Annotated in this window: 22 protein-coding genes; 11 read left to right on the top strand and 11 right to left on the bottom strand. The window is 65.5% G+C overall.

The window, feature by feature from the left end; translation table 11 throughout:
• Nucleotides 1–864, bottom strand: a complete 864-nt coding sequence (gene rsmI / locus AC56KZ_RS13250) for a 16S rRNA (cytidine(1402)-2'-O)-methyltransferase (RefSeq protein ID WP_497162852.1) — start codon at nucleotides 862–864, stop codon at nucleotides 1–3.
• A gap of 87 nt (nucleotides 865–951) precedes the next feature.
• Between rsmI and AC56KZ_RS13245 the strand changes: the two genes are divergently transcribed.
• The 6 genes from AC56KZ_RS13245 (at nucleotide 952) to AC56KZ_RS13220 (ending at nucleotide 5,269) form a co-directional block, all read left to right on the top strand.
• On the top strand, nucleotides 952–2,229 hold the full coding sequence (locus tag AC56KZ_RS13245) for a penicillin-binding protein activator (protein WP_497162640.1): 1,278 nt from the start codon (nucleotides 952–954) through the stop codon (nucleotides 2,227–2,229).
• A 12-nt stretch (nucleotides 2,230–2,241) separates the two neighbouring features.
• The gene (locus AC56KZ_RS13240) at nucleotides 2,242–2,601 is read left to right on the top strand and encodes a YraN family protein (RefSeq protein ID WP_497162639.1); all 360 of its coding nucleotides are present in this window, start codon (nucleotides 2,242–2,244) and stop codon (nucleotides 2,599–2,601) included.
• Between the two features lie 73 nt (nucleotides 2,602–2,674).
• Nucleotides 2,675–3,271 (top strand): phosphoheptose isomerase, encoded by a 597-nt coding sequence (locus AC56KZ_RS13235; RefSeq protein WP_497162638.1) that lies wholly within the window; start codon nucleotides 2,675–2,677, stop codon nucleotides 3,269–3,271.
• Nucleotides 3,264–3,902: a BON domain-containing protein gene (locus tag AC56KZ_RS13230; protein WP_497162637.1), complete on the top strand. Its 639-nt coding sequence runs from the start codon at nucleotides 3,264–3,266 to the stop codon at nucleotides 3,900–3,902. Before AC56KZ_RS13235 ends, AC56KZ_RS13230 begins: the two co-directional genes overlap by 8 nt.
• A gap of 43 nt (nucleotides 3,903–3,945) precedes the next feature.
• Complete coding sequence (locus tag AC56KZ_RS13225) at nucleotides 3,946–4,458, top strand: peroxiredoxin family protein (protein WP_497162636.1); 513 nt, start codon at nucleotides 3,946–3,948, stop codon at nucleotides 4,456–4,458.
• Between the two features lie 172 nt (nucleotides 4,459–4,630).
• Nucleotides 4,631–5,269 carry a hypothetical protein gene (locus AC56KZ_RS13220; protein ID WP_497162635.1) on the top strand — a complete coding sequence of 213 codons (639 nt, stop codon included), beginning with the start codon at nucleotides 4,631–4,633 and terminating at the stop codon, nucleotides 5,267–5,269.
• 2 nt (nucleotides 5,270–5,271) lie between these two features.
• Here the strand turns inward: AC56KZ_RS13220 and AC56KZ_RS13215 are convergent, their stop codons facing one another.
• The 8 genes from AC56KZ_RS13215 to AC56KZ_RS13180 form a co-directional block, all read right to left on the bottom strand.
• Nucleotides 5,272–5,688, bottom strand: coding sequence for a PaaI family thioesterase (locus tag AC56KZ_RS13215; RefSeq protein WP_497162634.1), 417 nt, complete (start codon nucleotides 5,686–5,688; stop codon nucleotides 5,272–5,274).
• Nucleotides 5,689–5,690: 2 nt separating this feature from the next.
• Nucleotides 5,691–7,685 carry a helicase-related protein gene (locus AC56KZ_RS13210; RefSeq protein WP_497162633.1) on the bottom strand — a complete coding sequence of 665 codons (1,995 nt, stop codon included), beginning with the start codon at nucleotides 7,683–7,685 and terminating at the stop codon, nucleotides 5,691–5,693.
• A gap of 144 nt (nucleotides 7,686–7,829) precedes the next feature.
• Nucleotides 7,830–8,840, bottom strand: a complete 1,011-nt coding sequence (gene lipA / locus AC56KZ_RS13205) for a lipoyl synthase (protein ID WP_497162632.1) — start codon at nucleotides 8,838–8,840, stop codon at nucleotides 7,830–7,832.
• Nucleotides 8,841–8,863: 23 nt separating this feature from the next.
• Nucleotides 8,864–9,571 (bottom strand): lipoyl(octanoyl) transferase LipB, encoded by a 708-nt coding sequence (gene lipB, locus AC56KZ_RS13200; RefSeq protein ID WP_497162631.1) that lies wholly within the window; start codon nucleotides 9,569–9,571, stop codon nucleotides 8,864–8,866.
• Between the two features lie 12 nt (nucleotides 9,572–9,583).
• Nucleotides 9,584–9,850, bottom strand: coding sequence for a DUF493 family protein (locus AC56KZ_RS13195; protein WP_497162630.1), 267 nt, complete (start codon nucleotides 9,848–9,850; stop codon nucleotides 9,584–9,586).
• 111 nt (nucleotides 9,851–9,961) lie between these two features.
• On the bottom strand, nucleotides 9,962–11,917 hold the full coding sequence (locus AC56KZ_RS13190) for a DUF6600 domain-containing protein (RefSeq protein WP_497162629.1): 1,956 nt from the start codon (nucleotides 11,915–11,917) through the stop codon (nucleotides 9,962–9,964).
• Nucleotides 11,918–12,052: 135 nt separating this feature from the next.
• Nucleotides 12,053–12,691 carry a LysE family transporter gene (locus tag AC56KZ_RS13185; RefSeq protein ID WP_497162628.1) on the bottom strand — a complete coding sequence of 213 codons (639 nt, stop codon included), beginning with the start codon at nucleotides 12,689–12,691 and terminating at the stop codon, nucleotides 12,053–12,055.
• 94 nt (nucleotides 12,692–12,785) lie between these two features.
• A complete protein-coding gene (locus AC56KZ_RS13180; RefSeq protein WP_497162627.1) occupies nucleotides 12,786–13,016 on the bottom strand; it encodes a BrnA antitoxin family protein in 231 nt (76 codons plus the stop codon).
• 202 nt (nucleotides 13,017–13,218) lie between these two features.
• Between AC56KZ_RS13180 and AC56KZ_RS13175 the strand changes: the two genes are divergently transcribed.
• Nucleotides 13,219–14,160, top strand: a complete 942-nt coding sequence (locus AC56KZ_RS13175) for a DUF808 domain-containing protein (RefSeq protein ID WP_497162626.1) — start codon at nucleotides 13,219–13,221, stop codon at nucleotides 14,158–14,160.
• A 174-nt stretch (nucleotides 14,161–14,334) separates the two neighbouring features.
• Nucleotides 14,335–16,824, top strand: coding sequence for a TonB-dependent receptor plug domain-containing protein (locus tag AC56KZ_RS13170; RefSeq protein ID WP_497162625.1), 2,490 nt, complete (start codon nucleotides 14,335–14,337; stop codon nucleotides 16,822–16,824).
• A gap of 59 nt (nucleotides 16,825–16,883) precedes the next feature.
• Here the strand turns inward: AC56KZ_RS13170 and AC56KZ_RS13165 are convergent, their stop codons facing one another.
• Nucleotides 16,884–17,357: a hypothetical protein gene (locus AC56KZ_RS13165; RefSeq protein ID WP_497162624.1), complete on the bottom strand. Its 474-nt coding sequence runs from the start codon at nucleotides 17,355–17,357 to the stop codon at nucleotides 16,884–16,886.
• Nucleotides 17,358–17,393: 36 nt separating this feature from the next.
• Between AC56KZ_RS13165 and AC56KZ_RS13160 the strand changes: the two genes are divergently transcribed.
• From AC56KZ_RS13160 to AC56KZ_RS13150, 3 genes are read left to right on the top strand one after another with little or no spacing between them, the layout of a single operon-like run.
• The gene (locus AC56KZ_RS13160) at nucleotides 17,394–18,683 is read left to right on the top strand and encodes an SDR family oxidoreductase (RefSeq protein ID WP_497162623.1); all 1,290 of its coding nucleotides are present in this window, start codon (nucleotides 17,394–17,396) and stop codon (nucleotides 18,681–18,683) included.
• A complete protein-coding gene (locus AC56KZ_RS13155) occupies nucleotides 18,683–19,147 on the top strand; it encodes a DUF2269 family protein (RefSeq protein ID WP_497162622.1) in 465 nt (154 codons plus the stop codon). The genes AC56KZ_RS13160 and AC56KZ_RS13155 overlap by 1 nt, the downstream gene beginning before the upstream one ends.
• 18 nt (nucleotides 19,148–19,165) lie before the next feature.
• Nucleotides 19,166–20,185, top strand: a complete 1,020-nt coding sequence (locus AC56KZ_RS13150) for a zinc-dependent alcohol dehydrogenase family protein (protein ID WP_497162851.1) — start codon at nucleotides 19,166–19,168, stop codon at nucleotides 20,183–20,185.
• Between the two features lie 5 nt (nucleotides 20,186–20,190).
• Here the strand turns inward: AC56KZ_RS13150 and AC56KZ_RS13145 are convergent, their stop codons facing one another.
• Nucleotides 20,191–20,970 (bottom strand): glutaminyl-peptide cyclotransferase, encoded by a 780-nt coding sequence (locus AC56KZ_RS13145; protein ID WP_497162621.1) that lies wholly within the window; start codon nucleotides 20,968–20,970, stop codon nucleotides 20,191–20,193.
• Between the last annotated feature and the right edge of the window lie 18 nt (nucleotides 20,971–20,988).

Raw genomic sequence — 20,988 nt, 5'->3', positions numbered from 1 at the left:
TCACTCGCCCTTGATCTGCAGCGCCCGCTCATACAGCGCATTCTTCTTGCGCCCGGTAATCTGCGCGGTCAGATTCGCCGCCTGCTTGACGCTGCATTCAGCCAACAGAATGTTCAGGATGCGCTCGGCCTCGGCATCCTGGGCATCGGTTTCGACGGTCGCGCCTTCGACCAGCACCACGAATTCGCCGCGCTCGCGGTGCTGGTCGGCCTTAACCCAGGCCAACGCTTCGGACAGCGGGCAGCGGTGGATTTCCTCGAACATCTTGGTCAGCTCGCGCGCGAACACGACCTGGCGGGTCGGCTCGAAGGCGCCGGTCAGCGCTTCGACGCAATCGACGATCCGGTGCGGCGCTTCGTAGATCACCAGGGTGGCCGCTTCGCGCGCCAGGGCCAGCAATGCCGTCTCGCGCTGCTTCGATTTGGCCGGCAGGAAACCGACAAAGTTGAAACGGTCGTTCACCAGGCCGCTGGCCGACAAGGCCGCGATCCCTGCCGAGGCGCCCGGCAGCGGAATCACGCGCAGGCCGGCCGCGCGCACGGCGTCGACGATCCGCGCGCCGGGATCCGACACGGCCGGGGTGCCGGCGTCCGACACCAGCGCCACCCGTTCTCCGGCGCGCAGGCGGGCGACGAGCTTGTCGGCGACTTCGCGCTCGTTGTGCTGGTGGGCCGCCAGCATCTGCTTGTTCAAGCCGTAACGGGTGAGCAGTGCGCCGGTTTTGCGGGTATCCTCACAGGCGACCACGTCGGCCAGCGCCAGCAGGTGCAGCGCCCGCAGCGTGACGTCGGTTGCGTTGCCGATGGGCGTGGCGACGACGTACAATGTTGCCGTAGGATAAGACTGCTGGGCTGCCTCGGCCATCACCGGCAGCCGCGCAATATCGATGGACTGGCCTGTAAGGTTTTCAGCCACGTTTTCACTCATGTTATCGGTCATCTCGAGGGTGCAATGCACATAAAAATTCTAAAAGGCCTGATCGCAACGAGCGTGCTCGGCTTGCTTGCGGGTTGCGGCAGCACGCCTCTGCCGCCCGATCGCGGCTGCGGTGTACCGGGCGGATTGTGCGCGCCCGCCGAGCCAAACACAAGTGCGCCACGACCCGCCCCAGCGCCTGAACAGAAGCCGTCGGACACGGTCACTTCGCCGGTCGAACTGTACCCGGTGGAGGGCGGATCGGCGGCACGCGCGGCGCCGGCCAACGGCACGGCCCGCATCGCCCTGCTGCTGCCTTTGCAGTCGGGCTCGCTGGTCCAGGCCGCCGAAGCGGTGCGCGCCGGCTTTTTGGCCGGTCATGAACGCGAGCGCGCCGGCATCGAAGTGAACGTCATCGCCAGCGGCGATACGCCTGAATCGACGCTGGCGGCCTACGCCCGGGCCGTCGAGCAGAACGACATCGTCGTCGGCCCGCTGGCCCGCTCCGCCGTCGCCGCCGTCGCTGCGAGTAATGGCGTGACCAAGCCGACGCTGGCGCTGACCCATCCGCAGATCGAACGGCCGCTGCCGCAGCAGATGCTGGTCGTCGGCCTGTCGCTCGAAGACGAAGCGCGCCAGGTAGCCGACTGGGCCGCCAGCGAACACCCGGCCGGGCACGCGCTCGTGCTGGGAGGACCGGCTGCCTGGCAGCAGCGCGTCGCCGGCGCCTTTGCCGCGCGCTGGTCGCGCTTGGGCCACAGCAACGCCACCGTCGAACTGCCGGTACAGGACGGCTATGTCGACGGCAATGCGCTGGCCGAGCTGCGTTCGCGCCTCGCGGTCGACCGCCCGCAACTGGTGTTCGCCGCGCTCGACGCCGGCCAGCTGCGCCAGGTGCGCAGCGCCCTCGGCACCGCACTTCCGACCTATGCGGTGTCGGCCGCCAATCCGGGAGCGACAAAGGGCAATCCTGTTCCGGAACTGGAAGGCGTCCGCCTGCTCGACATGCCCTGGACGACCCAGCCCGACCATCCGCAAGTCGTAAATTATCCACGGCCAGTCCAGGCGCGCCCGCTCGAGGCGCAATCGGTCGACGGTTCGCTGGACATGCAGCGCCTGTACGCGCTCGGCATCGATGCCTTTCGCGTCGCCCGCGAACTGCTGCTGCGTCCCGGCGCGAATTTCGAGCTCGATGGCGTGACGGGCCGCCTCTCGGTGCGCATGACGAATGGCGCCTGGACCCTGCGGCGCGACGAGACTGCCGCCGTCTACCGTGACGGCATCGGTTTCGACGCGGTGCAAATCACCCGCTAAAGGGACATCGCCATGTGGCCGCCGCGCTTGTCCGGAAAGCAGGCCCAGGGCCGCGACTGGGAGCAAGTCGCACTGCGCCACCTGCAAGACCAGGGCCTGGCGCCGGTGGAGGCGAATTTCACCTGTAAAAGCGGCGAGATCGACCTGATCATGCGCGACGGCGACACGCTCGTGTTCGTCGAAGTGCGCCAGCGCGCCGACGGGCGCCATGGCGGGGCCGCCGCCAGCATCACGCCGGCCAAGATCCGGCGCCTGGTGCGCGCCGCCCAGTTTTACCTGCAGCGTTTTCCCAGGCTTCCACCCTGCCGCTTCGACGTGGTTGCCATCGACGCCGGCAAGCTGGAATGGATCCGCAACGCGATCCAGCCTTAACAGTCCCTTAATTGTAAGCATTTCTAAAAACGCTTTTCCGCCACTGCCGGGTACTACACTATAATCTTCGGCTATGAATACTCAACGCATCCTTGCTCACTTCCAGGAGAGCGCCGATCTCAAACTGAGGTCGGCCGCGGCCCTGTCGCAACCTATTTCGCAGGCGATCGAACTGATGTTCGGCGCCCTGTCCAATGGCAACAAGATCCTCGCCTGCGGTAACGGCGGTTCCGCCGCCGACTGCCAGCACTTCGCCGCCGAGCTGGTCGGCCGTTTCGAGCGCGAGCGTTTTCCCTTGCCGGCCATTGCCCTCACGACCGATACCTCGATCATGACGGCAGTCGGCAACGATTACAGTTTCCGCGAGATTTACTCGAAGCAGGTGCAGGCCTTTGGCCAGGCCGGCGATATTCTGCTGGCCATTTCCACTTCGGGCAATTCGGGCAATGTGCTGGCCGCCGTGGAAGCGGCGCTCGAGCGCGAAATGCGCGTCGTGGCGCTCACCGGCAAGGACGGCGGCGCGCTGGCCAAGCTGCTGACCGATGCCGACGTCCACATCAACGTACCGCACAGCCGTACCGCGCGCATCCAGGAAGTGCATCTGGTCGCGATCCATTGCATTTGCGACGGCATCGACGTCGCGCTTTTCGGAGGAGACGAGAATGATTAAACCCGGCCTGAACGCCCACCCGCTGGCGAAAGCCGTCCTGATTGTTGCGCTGCTGGGAACACTGCAAGGCTGCGTGCCGCTGATCGTCGGCGGCGCCGCCATGGGTGCGGCCGCAACCATGGACCGCCGCACGCTGGGCGCCCAGACCGAGGACAAGTCGATCACGGTCAAGGCCGAAGTGCAGGTGCCGAAACTGGTCGGCAGCGCTGGCCACGTGAATATCGCCAGCTACAACCGCAAGGTGCTGCTGACCGGCGAAGTGCGCGACGAAGCCATGAAGACGGCTGTCGAAAACGAGGTGCGCCGTATCGAGGGCGTGCAAGCCGTCATCAACGAACTGGTCGTTGCCGGTCCATCGAGCTATACCTCGCGCTCCTCGGACGCGCTGATCACTGGCAACGTCAAGGGCAGTCTGATCGAGATGAAGACGATTTCGGCCACCTCGTTCAAGGTCGTCACCGAGCGCGGCACTGTCTACCTGATGGGCCGCGTGACCCAGCGCGAAGGCGATCTGGGCGCGAAGATCGCCCAGAGCGTGGCCGGCGTCCAGCGCGTCGTCAAACTCTTCGAGTACATGAGCGAAGAAGAACTGCGCGCGCAATTCCCGAAGAGCACTTCGGTCGCCCTGTAATCGCCGGCGGGACTGCGGTCCCGCTTTTTTTACCTGTCAAGCCATGACCGCTGCCACCCGCTCCTGGATCAAACCCGCCGCCATCGGCGCCGCCGTGCTGGCGCTGGCCGGCATCGGCTATGCCACGCTGGCGCCGGAAAAAGCGCCCGAGGTCACCTTCATCAGCATCGCCGGCGACAAGATCAGCACGGCCAACCTGCGCGGCAAGGTGGTGATGGTCAATTTTTGGGCAACTTCCTGCGTCAGCTGCGTGCGCGAGATGCCGGCGATGGTCGACACCTACACCAAATTCAAGGGCCAGGGCCTGGAATTCGTCGCCGTCGCGATGCAGTACGACCCGCCCAACTACGTCCTCAATTTCACCGAAACGCGCAAGCTCCCCTTCATCGTCGCCCTCGATTCAGGCGGCGACATTGCCCGCTCCTTCGGCGACGTGACCCTGACCCCGACCACCTTCGTGATCGGCAAGGACGGCAGCATCCTCAAGCGCTACGTCGGCGAACCCGACTTTGCCGAAGTGCACGCGCTGCTGCGCAAGGCGCTCGCCGCCAGCTGAGGGACGGCGCGACTCGGCCGTGCTTGTCTTGCCCGCATGACGATCTGACATTAAACTGAAGCTGTCACACCACAGCACGCCTGACTTGCCTCAAGCCTGCAATGTCGGAATCGGCCAAGCTTGATGCGTCCGCTGCCCGAGGACGCGCGGTCATGCTCGCAAAGGAGATGCAATGGGTCACTTTTTCCGCAGGATAGGCATGCTTGCCGCGCTCGCCGGCCTGAGCGCCTGTGCCGGGCCGCAGCCGAAGGCCGTGGCGGTCCTGCACTACCAGCACGTGGCCAATGCGCACGAGATCCGCTTTACCAACCCCATCCCCCTTTCGGGCGCGCTGTACCGCGTCGGCCACCTGTCACCGGTCGATGCCGGCGGCTTCTGGGCCATTTTTGTCGTGTGCAATGTCGACGTCACCCGGCATGCAAGCCGTGGCTTCCATTACAACGTCCACCATTTCCGCGTCAGTTACGATGAGCGCGAATTTGGCGGCCTGCCGCCCTACTCCCTGCGTTACCAGGGGCAAGCCGACCTGAACAACACGGGCGACACCCGGCCCATCCTCGACGCCATTGCCGCCGAAATCCAGGAAGGGCCGCCCGAGCAGATTTTCCAGCGCGGCTTTTACCCGGACCTGAATTACCGCTTCGCCGTGTTCGTGCCCAAGGCGCTCGAAAAGTATGCGGGAGAAGAACTCAAACTGAGCTACAAGGGCCAGCCGGCCATCCTGGTCGGCAACGGCAAAGCGCCGTCGGACCTGCCGGCCGTGGGGGGCACCGCAGCCGGCGTGGCGGCGGCTTGCGTGCCGTCTCCCTAAGTTTATTTAGGATAGAGAATCATTTGAGTGCAGCGGAACAGGGCAATGGTCTTGCCGTTGGCCTCGTTCGTCACCGTCACATCCCACACTTGCGTCGTCCGGCCCAGGTGCGCGGCCGTCGCCACGCAGCGGATCGCGCCTTCGCGCGCGGTGCTGAAATGGTTCGATTTCAATTCAATCGTCGTGAAATTGCTGGCGCCTTCCGGCAGGTTGGCGATGCAGGCATAGCCGGCGGCGGTGTCGGCCAGCGTCACGATGCTGCCAGCGTGCAGGTAGCCGTTCGGCGCCAGCAAGTGCGGCTGGATGGGCAGACGCGCGGCCAGGCGCTGCTCACCGACCTCGAGGATCTCGATGCCGAGGTGGCCGGGCAGGGTTCCGGCGCCGATCTGGTTGAAGGAGGCGGGGGTGTGGTTGGTCATCGTCAGGCCCTGCGTTTTGGTTTGCCGAAGCCGCCCTGGACACCCTGGCGCTTGCGCGTGGCCGCATTTTGCTGCTGCAGCAGCGAATCGACCCGCTCCGAAGCCTCGCGCGCCAGCTTTTGCGCTTCCTCGATGCTCGGGAAGAACTCCGGCTGGCGGTAGCCGAGCCAGGCATAGGCCGAATACATGCGGCAGGTGTCTTCCACCTCCTGCAAATTCTTCCAGAGCAGGCCTTCGGGATGGGGGCTCACGCGGCTGACCTTCTTTTTCGCCAGCGCCAGCGCCCAGTGTTCCCAGGCGCTTTGCAGCATCGGCACCCGGCTCGAGATCGGCACCAGGGAGAGCATGAATTTTTCGGCCACCGTCAGGTCCAGGGTATCGAGCCATTCGGCGCGTTCGTTCTGTTCCTCGGTGATGCGCGGATAAAAGAAGCCGTCCGGCACGTCGATGTTGTGGACGAAGCGCTTCAGCAACTTTACCAGCGAGGTTTCGCCGGTCACCGACGAGATCCGGTGCAGCTGCTCGAGCGAGGGCGCCACCGCAAAGCCGCTGGCCGGCACCGGCGGGATTTTTTCCTTCATCAGCGAGCGCATCACTTCGTGGGTGTCGTCGTCATAGCCGGCGACAAAGCCTTCCTCGTGCACGCCGTAGCGCCCTGCCCGTCCGGCGATCTGCTTGGCCAGCGCCGCCGAAATTTCTTCCTCTTCGACGCCGTTGTACTTGACGGCCGTGGTCATGACGATGCGCGCGATCGGCATGTTCAGGCCCATCGCCAGGGCGTCGGTGCCGACCACGATGTCGGCTTTGCCCTCGCGGAAGCGCTCGGCCTGGGCGCGCCGCACTTCCGGCGACAGGTTGCCGTAGACGGTCGCCACCGACAGGCCCTTTTCGGTGATCATGTCGCGCCACATCAGCACCTCGCGCCGCGAAAACGCGATCACGGCGTCGCCGCGGCGCAGGTTCGACAGTTTGCGCACCGGCCCCGGCTCCATCGCCAGCGGCGCCATGCGTTTTAATATGTGCACCTCGAGCGGCACCTCCAGGCGCTCGGCCAGCGCCTCGATCGCGCGCCGCGCCTCGGGTGCGCCGACCAGGTAGACGGTCGACGCCGGCGCGCCGCACACGGCGGCGGTCCAGGCGGCGCCGCGGTCGCGGTCGGCCAGCATCTGGATCTCGTCGATCACGGCCACTTCGATCGGATTACGGGAGTCGAGCATTTCGACGGTGCTGGCCACATGCGTGCTGCCCTCGGCAATGCGGCGTTCCTCGCCGGTGACCAGGCTGACTTTCAACGGTTCGCCGTGCGGCCGCGCCGCCAGCAGGCGTTCGTAGTTTTCCAGCGCCAGCAGGCGCAGAGGCGCGAGGTAGGCGCCGCTGCCGGCTTTCGCCAACGCTTCCATCGCGCGGTGGGTCTTGCCCGAATTGGTCGGCCCGAGCAGGGCGATGAACTTGCGCTGCATGCGGCTGGCCACCTCGAAGGACTCCGGGTACTCGGCCAGGTTGATGCTTTCCTTGGTGCGCGCGGCATGGCGCTCTTCCTGCTCGCGTTCGACGGCATGCTCGACGCGCTGGCGGATCCGCTCGAAGACGTAGTCGGCCGGCTCCGAGGTTTCCAGTTCATCGAGCACGCCGAGAAAATCGCGCGGGTCAAAACCGGCATCGTCGGCCAGCTCGGCGATTTCGCGGACAAAATCCTCGGTGTCGAGTTCCAGTTCGGCGACGGCCTTGTCGCCGGTGCGCTCCTCGATCAGGTCGCGCCGGGTGGCCAGGTCCATCTTGCGCCACTTGCTCGGTTTGGCCAGCACGCCGCGCGCCGGCACCAGCGCATAGCGCACGCGCAGGCCTTCGTATTTCACTTCGCCGGAAAAGCGCAGGAACACGCGCCCTTCCATCTTGACCAGTTCGATGCCGCGCGCGGCCAGGTTCAGTTCGCGTTCGAGGAAGGCGTCGTCGTCGCCAGTGTCGGAGTCGGTCGCGTCGTAGCGTGGGTTGCTCATGGATGGCTCAAGTATCGTCAAAAATGATGTCTGCTTGCTACAACTATAGCGCGGATGGCGCAGACTTCCTGTTCCGTTCCTTTGGAACAAGCGGGAATAAAAAAAGGCCTCCGCGGAGGCCCTTCCTTGTCGCTGCGCGGCGAATCAGGCAGCCACGCCCGACTCGACACCGGCGCCATGCGCCTGCTGGTCGGCGTGGTACGAAGAACGCACCATCGCACCGACGGCTGCGTGGACAAAACCCATCTCGTAGGCGGCTTCCTCGAACTTCTTGAACTGGTCCGGGTGCACGTAGCGGCGCACCGGCAGGTGCGAGTTCGACGGCGACAGGTACTGGCCGATGGTCAGCATCTCGACATTGTGCTCGCGCATGTCGCGCATCACCTGAAGGATTTCCTCGTCGGTTTCGCCGAGGCCGACCATGATGCCGGACTTGGTGACGGCGTGCGGGTAGAGCGCCTTGAAATCGCGCAGCAGTTCCAGCGAGTGCTTGTAGTCGGCGCCCGGGCGCGCTTCCTTGTACAGGCGCGGGACGGTTTCCAGGTTGTGGTTCATCACGTCCGGCAGGCCATCGGCGAAGATCGCCAGGGCTTTGGCCAGGCGGCCGCGGAAGTCCGGCACCAGCACTTCGATCTTGGTGTTCGGCGACAGTGCGCGGGTTTTGGAAATGCAGTCCACAAAGTGGCCGGCGCCGCCGTCGCGCAAATCGTCGCGGTCGACCGAGGTGATCACGACATACGACAGGCGCAAATCGGCGATGGTCTTGGCCAGGTTGCCCGGCTCATTGATGTCGAGCGGGTCCGGGCGGCCGTGGCCGACGTCGCAGAACGGGCAGCGGCGCGTGCACTTGTCGCCCATGATCATGAAGGTCGCGGTGCCCTTGCCGAAGCATTCGCCGATGTTCGGGCAGCTCGCTTCTTCGCAGACGGTGACCAGGTTGTTCGCGCGCAGGATGTCCTTGATTTCGTAGAAGCGCGAGGAGGCGCTCGCCGCTTTCACGCGAATCCAGTCCGGCTTTTTGAGGCGCTCGGCGTCGGCGATCGGCACGATCTTGATCGGGATGCGCGCGGTCTTGCTGGCGCCCTTTTGCTTGTCGAGGGCGTTGTAGGCAGCGTTCGAGGCAGAATTCAGACCGATGTCGGTTTCGATAGTCATATCGCTTGGGGCCCGGGCGGGCTTCAGTTGAAGTTGTTCGGTTCGGCGGCGTCAGTATTCACAGTGGCAAGATGCCGTATCAGTGCCTGCGCCAATGCGGCCTGCACCCCGGCCAGCGGCGCTTCGACGCCCATGCTACGCATGTCGACGGTGGCCAGGCCGGAATAACCGCAAGGGTTGATCCACGAGAACGGCGCCAGGTCCATTGCCACGTTCAGCGAAACGCCATGATAGGTGCAGCCATTGCCACGCACTTTCAAGCCGAGCGCGGCGATTTTTGCGCCGCGGCGCGGGCCTTCGGCAATATAGATGCCGGGCGCGCCGGCGACACGTTCACCGCCGAGATTATACGCCGCCAGCACCTCGATCACCGCCTGTTCGATTTTCGCCACAAATTGCCGGGCGTAGAGTTTGCCGCCCGGCTTGTTGCGGCGCAGGTCCATCAGCAGGTAAATCACGGCCTGGCCGGGCCCATGGTAGGTTACTTCGCCGCCGCGGTCGGTCTGCACCACGGGAATCGCGTGCTCCGGCACGCCGGGTCCGGCCAGCAGGTGGCCGCGGTCGGCGCCCAGGCCGAGCGTGAACACGGGCGGATGCTCGACGATCCAGAGCTCGTCCGGCGTGTCCGGGGTACGCGCCTCGGTAAATGCGCGCATGGCGGCGAAGGTCGGTTCGTAGTCGGCGCGGCCCAGCTCGCGAACGAGAGGACCGGCTGGGCGGAGCGGGTGCATGCGTATCCGGTCTTACATCACGATCTTGACCATCGGATGCGCCGACAGTGCGCGGTACAGGTCGTCGAGCTGGGTGCGGCTGGTGGCGCGCACGGTGCAGGTCAGGCCGATGTAGTTGCCTTTGCCGGAAGGGCGCACTTCCATGCGGCCGTCGTGGAAGGTCGGATCAAAACCCAGCACCAGCTCGGTGATCGTGGCGGCGAAGGCGACGTGCGACGGGCCCATCACCTTGATCGGGAAGTCGCTCGGGTATTCAATGAGGGAATCTTTCGGGTCCATAGTGCCACTCCAGTGCAAAAGCGCATTGTAGCCAATGCGCGCAGGGTCCGTACTGTTGCCGGCGAGAAGGCACCCATGGCCGGCAGTGCGCCGGCCATGTTTCGTTTCCCCTTACTGCTCCATCTGGCGAACGTTGCCGCGCTCGCGGGGGCCGTCGTCGCTACGCTGGCGCATCCGTTCCTCGCTACGGTGGCGCGGACCGTCGTCGCCACGGCGCATGGTCTGCGGCACCGGCGCCGGCGCCGGTTGCGAGAAGGCTGCCGGCGCCTGGCTGCGGGCCGGTTCCGGCGCCGGCATCGCCCTCGGCGCAGGTGGCGCCACCGCCGCGGGGGCCGCCCGCTGCATCTGCATCTGCGCTTGCATCTGGGCTTGCGCCTGGGCTTGAGCCCGGGCTGCCGCAGCCTCCATGGCCGCGCCGGCGCCACGGTTGCCATCGTCGCGCTGGCGTTCCTGGAAACGCTGGCGGCGCTCCTCTAAGCCGTCGCGGCTGGCGCGCTCCTCGCGGCCACGCGGCTCGCGCTGGAAGCCGCTCGGGGGCAGGGTATTGATGGTCTCCGGCTGGCGCACCAGGCCCGGCTGCGGCAGCGAATTCGGTGCCACCGGCGCGACGGTGACGCTCGGCGCCGGCTGTGCAAGGACGCCAGGCGCGGGGGCAGGGCGGTTCTCGCCACGTCCTGCCCAGCGGCCGTCGCGGCGCTCGCTGTCGTCGGCGCGACCCTCGCGGCGCTCGTCCCGGCGCTCATCCCGGCGCTCATCGCGGCGGTCGGCGCGGCGCTCGTCCTGGGCGCGGTTGATCGCCTGTTGCATGAGGCGTGGCGTCGGCGGCAGCGCCGCCGGGGCGCTGCGCCAAGTGGCGGGCGGCGTCACGCGCGGCTCGCGCGCCACGACGATTTCGCCGCGCTGGCCGAAGCGGTCCTGCGGCACCACGGTCAGGCCGCGCTGGCGGTAGTCATGCCGGCCGTCGTGCCTGCCGTCACGCTTGTCGTCGTGCCTGCGGCCATCCCGTCCATACCAGCTCAGCCGGCGCAGGCGTTCATCGGACAGGCGGTAGCCCGGCACGAAGTGATCGTAAGGAGACAAAGGATACCAGCCCTGCGCGACCGATGGGCGCGAATGGAAATTCAGGTTCCAGCCGGCGCCGCCGACCCAGCCGACCAGGGCCGGCGCCCAGACCGGATGGCGCTCGATGCGACCCGGCGCCCAGGCCCAGCGGTTGTTCAGGTGCACCCAGCGGCCGTAGTGCGAAGGCGCATAGCCCCAGGGCGCGTTGTCGACCCAGGTCCAGCCCCAGGGCGCCAGCCAGGTCCAGCGGCCGTCGCGGTAGGGCACCCAGGTCGAGGCGACGTTCGGCAGCCAGATGGCGCCATATTCGCTGTCGTCGCGCCAGCTGCCGTGGCGGTCGAGCTCTTCATAGCCCGTCATCTCGGCCGTCACATAACGGGTGGCGCGGCTGGCATCGGTCTCTCTGTCGCGCGCGGCCGACCACGCGTCGAAGGTATCGGCCAGGGCTTGCCCCGTACGCAGGTCGTTGCCCTGCATTTGGGCGCTGCGGCCGGCGCGCACGGTGAGGCGCTCGCCGCCGCCTTCGACCACGGCCTGGCCTTCGTAGACATTCACGGTACTGGTGTCAGCTTCGCGTCCGGCATCGACCCGCACCCGGCCCGGTCCCAGCAGCAGCACGCGTGCGTCGGGGGTCGTCAGCTCGAAGCCGGCCGCGACATCGGCGTTGGCGACGCGGATGCTGGCGCTGCCGTAATGCAGGCGCAGGCGCAGCTTGTCGTCGTCGAGCTGCACCACTTCCAGCGCGGAGTCGCCGTCGAGGCGCACCGCGGTCGAGCCGACCCGCCACTCGCTGCGGGCGCCCGCCGCGGTGGCAATCGTGTTGTTGGAAGTAACCGGCCAGTTGACGAGGGCAGCGCTGGCCGCTTCGCCCGGCACGCTGATGCTGACCTGGCCCTGGGCCAGCGACACGCGCCCGACCCGCCCCGGAGGATCTTGCGCCAGGGCGAAAGTGGAAAACGCCGCCAGCGCCAGCAGCGTCGCGGTTTTCATGATGCGCAGTTTCATGGAAGGCTCCAGGCGGTGTCTTTGAATGGGACGGAATGCGTCGACCTGATTACACCGCGCGCAGCCGCGCCAGGCAATCGGGGTTACAGACGGTTGCAACCAGTATAAAACTGATACAAGCCCGGCAGTACGGAATCAGTCTGCAGCCCGCTCGACAAAAAAGAGCATGGAGCCGACGATCACCAGCACCGCGCCAAAAAAGCGGTTCTGGATGCGCACCGCGCGCGGGTCGCGGAACAGGCGCTGCATCGAGGACGCCAGGGTGGCGTAGCCGTGCATCACCAGGCTGTCGATGGTGACCATGGTCACGCCCAGGATCAGCAGTTGCGGCAGCAGCGCGGCATCCTTGGAGATGAATTGCGGCAGCACCGCGACCATGAAGATGATGCCCTTCGGATTGGTAGCATTCGTCAGGAAGCCGGTCAGCACGCGTTTGCGCAGCGAAGGATGGGCGGCCAGGCCGGCGCCGCTGGCCGTGGGGCCGGTTTGCGCCTTCGAGCGCCATTGCGACACGCCGAGCCAGATCAGGTACAGGGCGCCGATCACCTTGACGACGAAAAACGCCGTGGGCGAGGCCAGCAGCAGCGAGCCGACTCCGGCGCCGGCAATCGCCAGCACCAGGATCAGGCCCAGTTGCAGGCCGAAGACGGTGGCGCTGGCCTTCCTGACGCCATACGCCAGCCCATGCGACATCGACAGGACGGCGCCCGAACCGGGGGAAATGGCGATCACGGTGCCCGCGATGACGAAGGCGAACCAGGTGGCAAAACTCATGCGCGGACTCGGGGAAGGCAAATGCAAGGAGCCGGAAGAGTAGCACAAGTGATTTCCACTTGTAATCTCCCGGCGCCCCCCGCCGGTCGCTTTCTCAGGACAGGCTGGTCTCGGCGCCCGGGCTGCCCAGGCGCATGCGCAGCGCCGCGTTGATCAGGGTCTGGTAGCCGGTGCCGCTGCGCTCGGACAGGTTGCGGAACTCGTCGAGCACCTCGTCGTCGAGGTAGATGGTGATGCGCGTCTTGCGCTTCGGCGGACGGGTGCGGCGCACCGGTGCGCTCGCTTGGGGAATGGCTGGCATGGCTTGATTGGTGTTCGGGGTCATCCTGGTCTCCTTCGGCTAGGCGAGGCTGGCGTATCCGCAGCCTTCGATACTGACTATACGTACGCCGCGCAAAACGGGGTGCCGAAAGCGACGAGCTGCAGATTTCCGCGGCTGAAACGCAGTTTCTCGCGCTGAACCGTGTGCCTGCGCCCCCTGCGCTCGGTTAAGATGCTGCCATATTGTCAATCACAGGAGCAGGACCATGGCTGCAGGCAGTTTGCTGGCATTACTCGACGACATTACCGTCGTCCTCGACGACGTTGCCGCCATGACCAAGGTGGCCGCCAAGAAGACCGCGGGCGTGCTCGGTGACGACCTGGCGCTCAACGCCAACCAGGTCTCGGGCGTCGATTCCTCGCGCGAACTGCCGGTGGTATGGGCCGTGGCCAAGGGTTCGATGATGAACAAGGTCATCCTGGTGCCGGCCGCGCTCCTGATTTCGGCCTTCGTGCCCTGGCTGATCATTCCGCTCCTGATGATCGGCGGCGCCTTCCTGTGCTTCGAAGGGGCCGAGAAACTGGCCCACAAATTCCTGACCAGCCCGGAGGAACAGGCGGCCCACAAGGCGGAGCTGGAAGCGGCACTGCTGGGCAAGCAGGACATGGTTGCGGTCGAAAAGGAAAAGATCAAGGGCGCGATCCGCACCGACTTCATCCTCTCGGCCGAGATCATCGTCATCTCGCTGGGCACGGTGGCGCAAATGCCCTTCATGCAGCAAGTGGCGGTGCTGGTCATCATCGCCGTGGCGATGACGATCGGCGTGTATGGCCTGGTCGCGGGCATCGTCAAGATCGACGACGCCGGCCTGTATCTCACCAAGAAGGCGAACAGTGGCGCGCAAGCCCTGGGCCGCATGCTGCTGGCGGCCGCGCCACGCCTGATGAAGCTGCTGTCGATCGTCGGCACCGCCGCCATGTTCATGGTCGGCGGCGGCATCATCAGCCATAACTGGGAACTGCTGCACCATTATTCCGAAGGCCTGGCCGAATGGCTGGGCGAGGTGCCGGGCATCGGCGGCGTGCTGCATGCGATCGGCCCGATCATCTTCGACGCCCTGGTCGGCCTGGCGGTCGGCGCCATCGTGGTGGTAGTGGTGACGCTGGTGAACAAGATGCGCGGCAAGAAAGCGGTGCCTGCCCACTGAGCTGCCTACTGATCGGCGCACTGGACGGTAAGCGATTTAGCTTACTCAATCCTGACGTAATGACAATTGTTGCATTCCGACCTCGTGGACACCTTGCAATTTGACATGTCCCAGGTCGCCCTCCAGACTGATCCGTAGCGCTTGCCGCTCCGCCAATCAACAAGAGGGAAGAAAATGCAGACAAGAACCACGAAGCAAACGGTGTTGGCCCTGTCGATCGCGGCGATGTTTACTGGCACCGCCGGCGCCCAGGAAAGCACGTCGACCGAAGCCAGCGCCGCCACCGTCGTGGTGACGGGCACACGCGTGGCCAACCGCAGCGCGCTCGACACCGCCTCGGCAGTCGACATCATTTCGGCCGAGACCCTGAAAAACACCGGCAGCACCGAGATGAACCAGTCGCTGTCGATCGCGCTGCCATCGCTCAACTTCCCGCGCCCATCGCTGACCGACGGCACCGACACCATTCGTCCAGCCACGCTGCGCGGCATGGCGCCCGACCACAGCCTGGTGCTGGTCAATTCCAAGCGGCGCCACTCGTCTGCACTCGTCAACCTGAACGGCAGCATCGGCCGCGGCTCGGCGGCGGTGGACATGAACACGATCCCGACCGCGATCGTGCGCAACATCGAAGTCCTGCGCGACGGCGCCGCGGCCCAGTACGGCTCGGACGCGATCGCCGGCGTCATCAACCTGCGCCTGCGCACCGACCGCAGTGGCGGCGAAGCGAGCGTGACCTATGGCGCGCGCATCACCGAATACGATCTGATCAACGATGTACCGCCAGCCGGCGGCACCTGGTCCGGCCCGGCGAAACGCGAGCGCACCGACGGCCACAGCACGACGGTGAGCGCCTGGAAGGGTTTGCCGATCGGCGAGTCCGGCCACCTGACTATCGCGGCCGAATACAAGGACCAGGCGCGCACCGAGCGCGGCGGTTACGACATGCGCCAGCAATACCCGCGCCTGGCCAACGGCGCCTTCGACCCGCGCGAAAACACGATCGACCGCTTCAATGCCTGGTATGGCGAACCGGAAATGGAGCAGAGCACCGTGTTCGCCAACGCCGGCAACGACCTCGGCAACGGCACCAAGGTCTACGGCTGGGCCAGCTATCAAAACCGCCAGGCACGCTCGAGCGGCTTCTTCCGTCCGGCCCAGGACGCGCGCAACGTCATCTCGATTTATCCGAACGGTTTCCTGCCTGTCATCGCGCCGATGGTCGACGACTACAGCGCCACCGGCGGCGTCACCTGGACCCTCGGCAACTGGGACATGGACGCTTCTCTCGGCTATGGCAAGAATCGGATGGAGTTCGAGATCCAGAACACGCTCAACCGCTCGATCGGCCCGACCAGCAAGACCGAATTCGCCGCCGGTGGCTTTTCCTACAACCAGGCAGTGCTGAACCTGACCGGCGTGCAGAGGATGGATGTGGCCGGCCTGGCCTCGCCGCTGAACATCGCGCTGGGCACCGAAGTGCGGCGCGAAGGCTACAAATTGTTTGCCGGTGAGCCGGATTCCTACCGCTATGGCGGCCAGGTGCTGGCCAACGGCACCCCGGCTGCACCGGGAGCCCAGGTCTTCCCGGGCTTCCGCCCCGCCAACGAAATCAACACCCACCGCACCGCGGTCGGCGCCTTTGTCGACCTCGAGGCGAACGTCACGCCGCAACTGCTGGCCTCGGTCGCGGTGCGTGCGGAACGCTATTCGGACTACGGCAGCAGCCTGGCCGGCAAGTTCGCCGGCCGCTACGACTTCAGCAAGAGCTTCGCCCTGCGCAGCTCGCTGCAAAACGGTTTCCGCGCGCCGTCGCCGCAACAGCAGAATTTCACCTCGACCTCGACCAATTTCATCAACGGCGTGCCTTTCGAGATCACCACCTTCAAGCCGACCGACCCGGTGGCCGTGGCCCTCGGCGCCAAGCCGCTCGACGCCGAGAAGTCGGTGAACCTGTCGCTCGGCGCAGTGCTGCGTTTCGATCCGGTCAGCGTGACGGTCGACGCCTACCGCATCAAGATGCGCGACCGTATCGTATTGTCCGAGAACCTGACCCAGGCCAACGTGCGTACCTATATCGCCGCCCAGGGTTTCGTGGGCGTGGGCGGCGGGCGCTTCTTCATCAACGGCGTCGATACCACCACCGAAGGCATCGACGTCGTCGTGAACTTGCCGCTCAACGCCGGCACGGCAGGGCGCTTCGACTTCACGCTGGCCGGCAATATCAACAGCACCGAGGTGACCAAGGTACCGGTGACGGCGCAGTTGGCCGCCTTGAGCCCGGCGCCGGTGCTGTTCGACCGGGCCAACATCATCGCGCTCGAAGAAGGGCAGCCGAAGAACAAGCTCAGCGCCAACCTGAACTGGAAGCTGGGCGCGATGGGATTGACCGCCCGCGCCACGCGCTACGGCAAGGTGATGACGCCGGGTACGGTAGCCGCCTTCGACTTCCCGCTCGGCGCCCGTACCCTGGTCGACCTCGAAGCGCGCTATGCGCTGACCAAGAAGATGACCCTGGCCCTGGGCGCGGACAACGTCTTCGACCAGTACCCGGAAACCCAGCCACCGTCGCTGAACACGACCGGCAATACCCCGTTCTCGAACTACTCGGCGTTCGGACGCTCGGGACGGTTCGTGTATGGACGGGTGAATTACGGGTTTTAAGCCGGCATGACCGAGGGTGGGAGGGAAACCGCGGGGCTGCCAGCGCCCACCCCAAGGACTTAAGACCGATGACGGCGCAGGGCGACTGCGCCCAGCGCGAGCCCGATCGCGAAAGCGGCATACACGCCAGCCAGCGACTTCTTCGACAAGCGCATTTCATAGCCGGGGTTCATGCTCTTCGGCGTCAATTTGTAGTCGACCAGGCAGGCAATGGCCGAGGTCGCGGCGGACGTGGCGAGGGTCACGCGCAAATCCTTCTTGTCGAGTTTTTCGCCGGCCAGTTTTTCGAACAGCACCGACCAGAAGGTGGCGCTGACATGGTGGATCGCGTAGCCGGTGACGGTGTACTTCAGCGAGAAGCCGTCGTGTTCGGCGGCCTCGTCGCCCCAGATCCAGTGACTGACGGCGTTCATCGGCGCGTAGGCGCTGCCGGTTTCCGTACGTCCGAGCATGGCCAGCGCGGCCGTCGTTACCAGGCTGGAAGCGGCGCCTGAAACCACGCCGCGTTGCATCGATGTTGTCCAATCTGTCATATTTATTATCCTGTTCAATTCGGGTGGAAAAACGACATGCGGATCTTGCTGACGGGCGCCAGTGGGTTTATCGGGCAGCACCTGCTGCAGGCGCTGCTGGCCGAGGGCCACCACGTCGTGTGCGCGGGGCGCACGGCGACAACGAGTTCCGATCCGCGTTTGAGCCATGTTCATGCTGACTTCGTCAACGATACCGACAAATCCGTTTGGATGGCGCGCCTTTCCGGGGTCGACGCGGTCATCAATACGGTCGGCATCTTCCGCGAGTCCGGGGAGCAGCGCTTCGAGCGCCTGCATGTCGACACCCCGCGCGCGCTGTTCGCCGCCTGCGCCGAAGTACAGCAGGTGCGGATGGTGATCCAGCTCTCGGCACTGGGCGCCGACGCCGGCGCCGACACCCGCTACCACCTGTCCAAGCGCGCCGCCGACGATGTTCTCGCCAGCCTTCCCGTGCGCGCCTGGATCGTCCAGCCCTCGCTGGTGTACGGCAAGGACGGCGCCAGCACCCGCCTGTTCAAGGCATTGGCCAGCATGCCGTTCGCCTTGCGCTTCGGCCGCGCGCCGCAGCTCGTGCAGCCGGTGCACGTCGACGACGTCGTCGGCGCGATCCTCGGCATCCTGCAGGGCCGCCTGCCACTGCCGCCCGGGACCAGCGCGATGCGGGTGCCGCTGGTCGGCCCGCAAGCCCTGCCCTTCACCGATTACCTGGCCCGGCTGCGCGGCGCCATGGGCATGGGGCGGCTGCGCGTGCTGACCCTGCCCGGCGCGCTGGCGCGGCTGCTGGCAACATGCGGGCGCTGGCTGCCCGGCGGCCTGCTCGACGAAGAGGCGCTGCGCATGCTGGACCGGGGCAACACCGGCGACCCGGCCCTGATGATCCGCCTGCTTGAGCGCCCCTTGACCAGGATCGAGCAATTCGTGGTCGAGCCGCGCGCCGAACGCACCCTCGCCAAGCTGGGCTGGCTGCTGCCGACGCTACGCTGGAGCATCGTCGCGGTCTGGATCGCCACCGCCATCGTCTCCTTCGGCCTGTATCCGGTGCAGGCAAGCTACGACTTGTTGGCGCGTACCGGCATCCCGCCATCCTTGCAGCCCTTGATGCTGTACGGGGCGGCCAGCGTCGACCTGCTGCTCGGCCTCGGGATTGCCTTCTTGCCGCGGCGGCGCCTGCTGTGGCTCGCACAATTGGTCCTGATCGGTTTTTACACGGTCGTGATAGCGTTCATGTTGCCGGAATTCCTGTTGCACCCGTATGGGCCGCTGACCAAGAATTTGCCGATGCTGGCCGCCATCTGGCTGCTGTATGAATTGGAAGAGGATAGCTAGTGGATTATGTTGTCGTGAAATGGTTGCACATCCTGTCGTCGACTTTCCTGTTCGGCACCGGGATTGGCTCGGCCTGGTACATGCTGTTCGTGACCATGAGCCGCGATGTGCGCGCCATTGCCGTCGTCGCCCGCAACGTCGTCATCGCCGACTGGGTATTCACGGCCACCACCGCCGTGATCCAGCCGCTGACCGGGTTTTATATGATCCACCTGGCCGGCTACCCCCTGCACAGCAAGTGGATCATGTGGTCGACCGCCCTGTATGTGCTGGCCGGCGCCTGCTGGCTGCCGGTGGTGTGGATCCAGATGCGCCTGCGCGACCTGTCGGCCGAGGCGGCGCGCACGAATGCCGAACTGCCGCCGCAGTACTGGCGCTTTTTCAAAGTCTGGGTGGCGCTGGGGGTCCCGGCGTTTGCCGCCTTCGTAATGATTTTCTGGCTGATGGTGGCCAAACCGATGTAAACCAGGGAGGGAAGAATGATGCGGGCTTACCAGATTCTGCCGGGCGATAACATCGACGGCTTGCAATGTGTGGACTTTCCGGAGCGCGCGCTGGCACTCGGCGAAGTACGGGTGCGGGTGCACGCGGTCTCGCTGAACTACCGCGACCTGATGGTGGCCAGCGGTAATTACCTGGTGAATGTGGATAACCCGATCATTCCCTGTTCCGACGGCGCCGGCGAAGTGCTGGCCGTCGGCCATGGCGTCACCCGCCTGCAGGTCGGCGACCGGGTAAGCGCCTCCTTTTTCCCGCACTGGCAGGACGGACGCACATCCCCGAGCAAAATCCGCCACTCCCTGGGCGGCGACATCGACGGCATGCTGGCCGAGGAAGTCATCCTGCACGAAGACGCGCTGGTCAAGATTCCGCCGCAACTGAGCTATATCGAGGCTGCCACGCTACCCTGCGCCGGCGTCACCGCCTGGAATGCGATTTTCAGGTCGAACAACGATATCCAGCCGGGCGACACGGTGCTGCTGCTGGGCACAGGCGGGGTCTCGGTACTCGGCCTGCAACTGGCGAAAGCGGCCGGCATGCGCACGATCATCACCTCTTCGAGCGACGAAAAGCTGCAGCGCGCGCGCGACCTGGGCGCCCACCACACCATCAACTACCGCGCCATGCCCGAGTGGCAGGAAGAAGTGCTGCGCCTGACGCACGGCCATGGGGCCGACGTGGTGCTGGAAGTGGGCGGGCAGGGCACGATCAACCGCTCGATCGCCGCCTGCGCGATGGGCGGCAGCGTCGCCATCATCGGCGGCGTCAGCGGGTTTGGCGGCGAAGTCAATCCGGCCTCGCTGCTGGCCGGCGCCAAGCGCATGGTCGGGATTTTCGTCGGCAGCCGCACCATGCTGGACGACGTGATGCGCTTTGCGGCCGTGGCCCAGCTCGAGCCCGTGGTCGACCGCGTGTTCACCTTCGATCAGGCGAAAGAAGCATATCGGTACATGGAATCGGGTTCGCACTTCGGCAAAGTCGTGATTGCGGTCGCACCCTGACAACCTCAGCGTCCCTGGAAACGCACTAGCTCGATCTCGAAGAGCTTGGGCCAGAACTTGCCGGTGACGTAAAGCTTTTTTGCTTTGCTGTCGTAGGCGATGCCATTGAGCACCGCGTCGACCGAACTGGTGCCGCGCTTTTCCGGCGGCAGCAGCTTGCTCAGATCGATCCAGCCGGTGACCTTGCCCGACAGCGGATCGATGCGTGCGATGACATCGGTGCCCCAGACGTTGGCGAACAGCTCGCCGTCGACCATTTCGAGTTCGTTCAGCGAGTCGATCGCTTGACCGTCGGCCGTCACCTGCACGCGCCGCACTTCCTTCAGCGTTTTCGGGTCGATCACGCGGATGCTGGCGCTGCCGTCGCTCATGTAGAGCTGACGCGCATCGCTGGCCAGGCCCCAGCCTTCGCCCTCGTAAGGGAAACGCCCCTTGATGGCAAAGGTCTTCGCATCGAACACGTAACCGATATTCGAGCGCCAGGTCAGGCCGAGGATGGTGTCGCCGAAGGCGGTGGAACCCTCGCCGAACACATGCGGCGGCAGATCCGCTTTTTGCAGCACTTTGCCGGTTTTGAGGTCGAGTTTGCGCAGCATCGAGCGGCCGGTAATCCCGGTCGTTTCGAACAGCTGTCCATCGCGGAAAAACAGTCCTTGGGTAAATGCCTGCGGGTCGTGCGGATAAGTGTTCTTGACAACGAAACCGTAGACGGGAATCGCGGCCTGGGTGGCATGGCAGGCACAGCTGGCGAGGACGAGCGCGGCGACGGCGGAGGGTTTCAGCATGGCGGGCTGGCGTGTTGT

The organism is Telluria sp. LT2P34, assembly GCF_059685915.1.
This window is presented reverse-complemented; position numbering and strand designations above follow the sequence as displayed.

Bases quoted from the DNA above. Each gene is read 5' to 3' on its own strand.
- AC56KZ_RS13175 (WP_497162626.1), top strand. From the start codon at position 13,219: ATGGCTGCAGGCAGTTTGCTGGCATTACTCGACGACATTACCGTCGTC.
- AC56KZ_RS13230 (WP_497162637.1), top strand. From the start codon at position 3,264: ATGATTAAACCCGGCCTGAACGCCCACCCGCTGGCGAAAGCCGTCCTG.
- AC56KZ_RS13170 (WP_497162625.1), top strand. From the start codon at position 14,335: ATGCAGACAAGAACCACGAAGCAAACGGTGTTGGCCCTGTCGATCGCG.
- AC56KZ_RS13150 (WP_497162851.1), top strand. From the start codon at position 19,166: ATGCGGGCTTACCAGATTCTGCCGGGCGATAACATCGACGGCTTGCAA.
- AC56KZ_RS13145 (WP_497162621.1), bottom strand. From the start codon at position 20,970: ATGCTGAAACCCTCCGCCGTCGCCGCGCTCGTCCTCGCCAGCTGTGCC.
- AC56KZ_RS13235 (WP_497162638.1), top strand. From the start codon at position 2,675: ATGAATACTCAACGCATCCTTGCTCACTTCCAGGAGAGCGCCGATCTC.
- AC56KZ_RS13160 (WP_497162623.1), top strand. From the start codon at position 17,394: ATGCGGATCTTGCTGACGGGCGCCAGTGGGTTTATCGGGCAGCACCTG.
- AC56KZ_RS13220 (WP_497162635.1), top strand. From the start codon at position 4,631: ATGGGTCACTTTTTCCGCAGGATAGGCATGCTTGCCGCGCTCGCCGGC.
- AC56KZ_RS13190 (WP_497162629.1), bottom strand. From the start codon at position 11,917: ATGAAACTGCGCATCATGAAAACCGCGACGCTGCTGGCGCTGGCGGCG.
- AC56KZ_RS13185 (WP_497162628.1), bottom strand. From the start codon at position 12,691: ATGAGTTTTGCCACCTGGTTCGCCTTCGTCATCGCGGGCACCGTGATC.
- AC56KZ_RS13180 (WP_497162627.1), bottom strand. From the start codon at position 13,016: ATGACCCCGAACACCAATCAAGCCATGCCAGCCATTCCCCAAGCGAGC.
- AC56KZ_RS13225 (WP_497162636.1), top strand. From the start codon at position 3,946: ATGACCGCTGCCACCCGCTCCTGGATCAAACCCGCCGCCATCGGCGCC.
- AC56KZ_RS13240 (WP_497162639.1), top strand. From the start codon at position 2,242: ATGTGGCCGCCGCGCTTGTCCGGAAAGCAGGCCCAGGGCCGCGACTGG.
- rsmI (WP_497162852.1), bottom strand. From the start codon at position 864: ATGGCCGAGGCAGCCCAGCAGTCTTATCCTACGGCAACATTGTACGTC.
- lipB (WP_497162631.1), bottom strand. From the start codon at position 9,571: ATGCACCCGCTCCGCCCAGCCGGTCCTCTCGTTCGCGAGCTGGGCCGC.
- AC56KZ_RS13195 (WP_497162630.1), bottom strand. From the start codon at position 9,850: ATGGACCCGAAAGATTCCCTCATTGAATACCCGAGCGACTTCCCGATC.
- AC56KZ_RS13210 (WP_497162633.1), bottom strand. From the start codon at position 7,685: ATGAGCAACCCACGCTACGACGCGACCGACTCCGACACTGGCGACGAC.
- AC56KZ_RS13245 (WP_497162640.1), top strand. From the start codon at position 952: ATGCACATAAAAATTCTAAAAGGCCTGATCGCAACGAGCGTGCTCGGC.
- AC56KZ_RS13165 (WP_497162624.1), bottom strand. From the start codon at position 17,357: ATGACAGATTGGACAACATCGATGCAACGCGGCGTGGTTTCAGGCGCC.
- AC56KZ_RS13215 (WP_497162634.1), bottom strand. From the start codon at position 5,688: ATGACCAACCACACCCCCGCCTCCTTCAACCAGATCGGCGCCGGAACC.
- lipA (WP_497162632.1), bottom strand. From the start codon at position 8,840: ATGACTATCGAAACCGACATCGGTCTGAATTCTGCCTCGAACGCTGCC.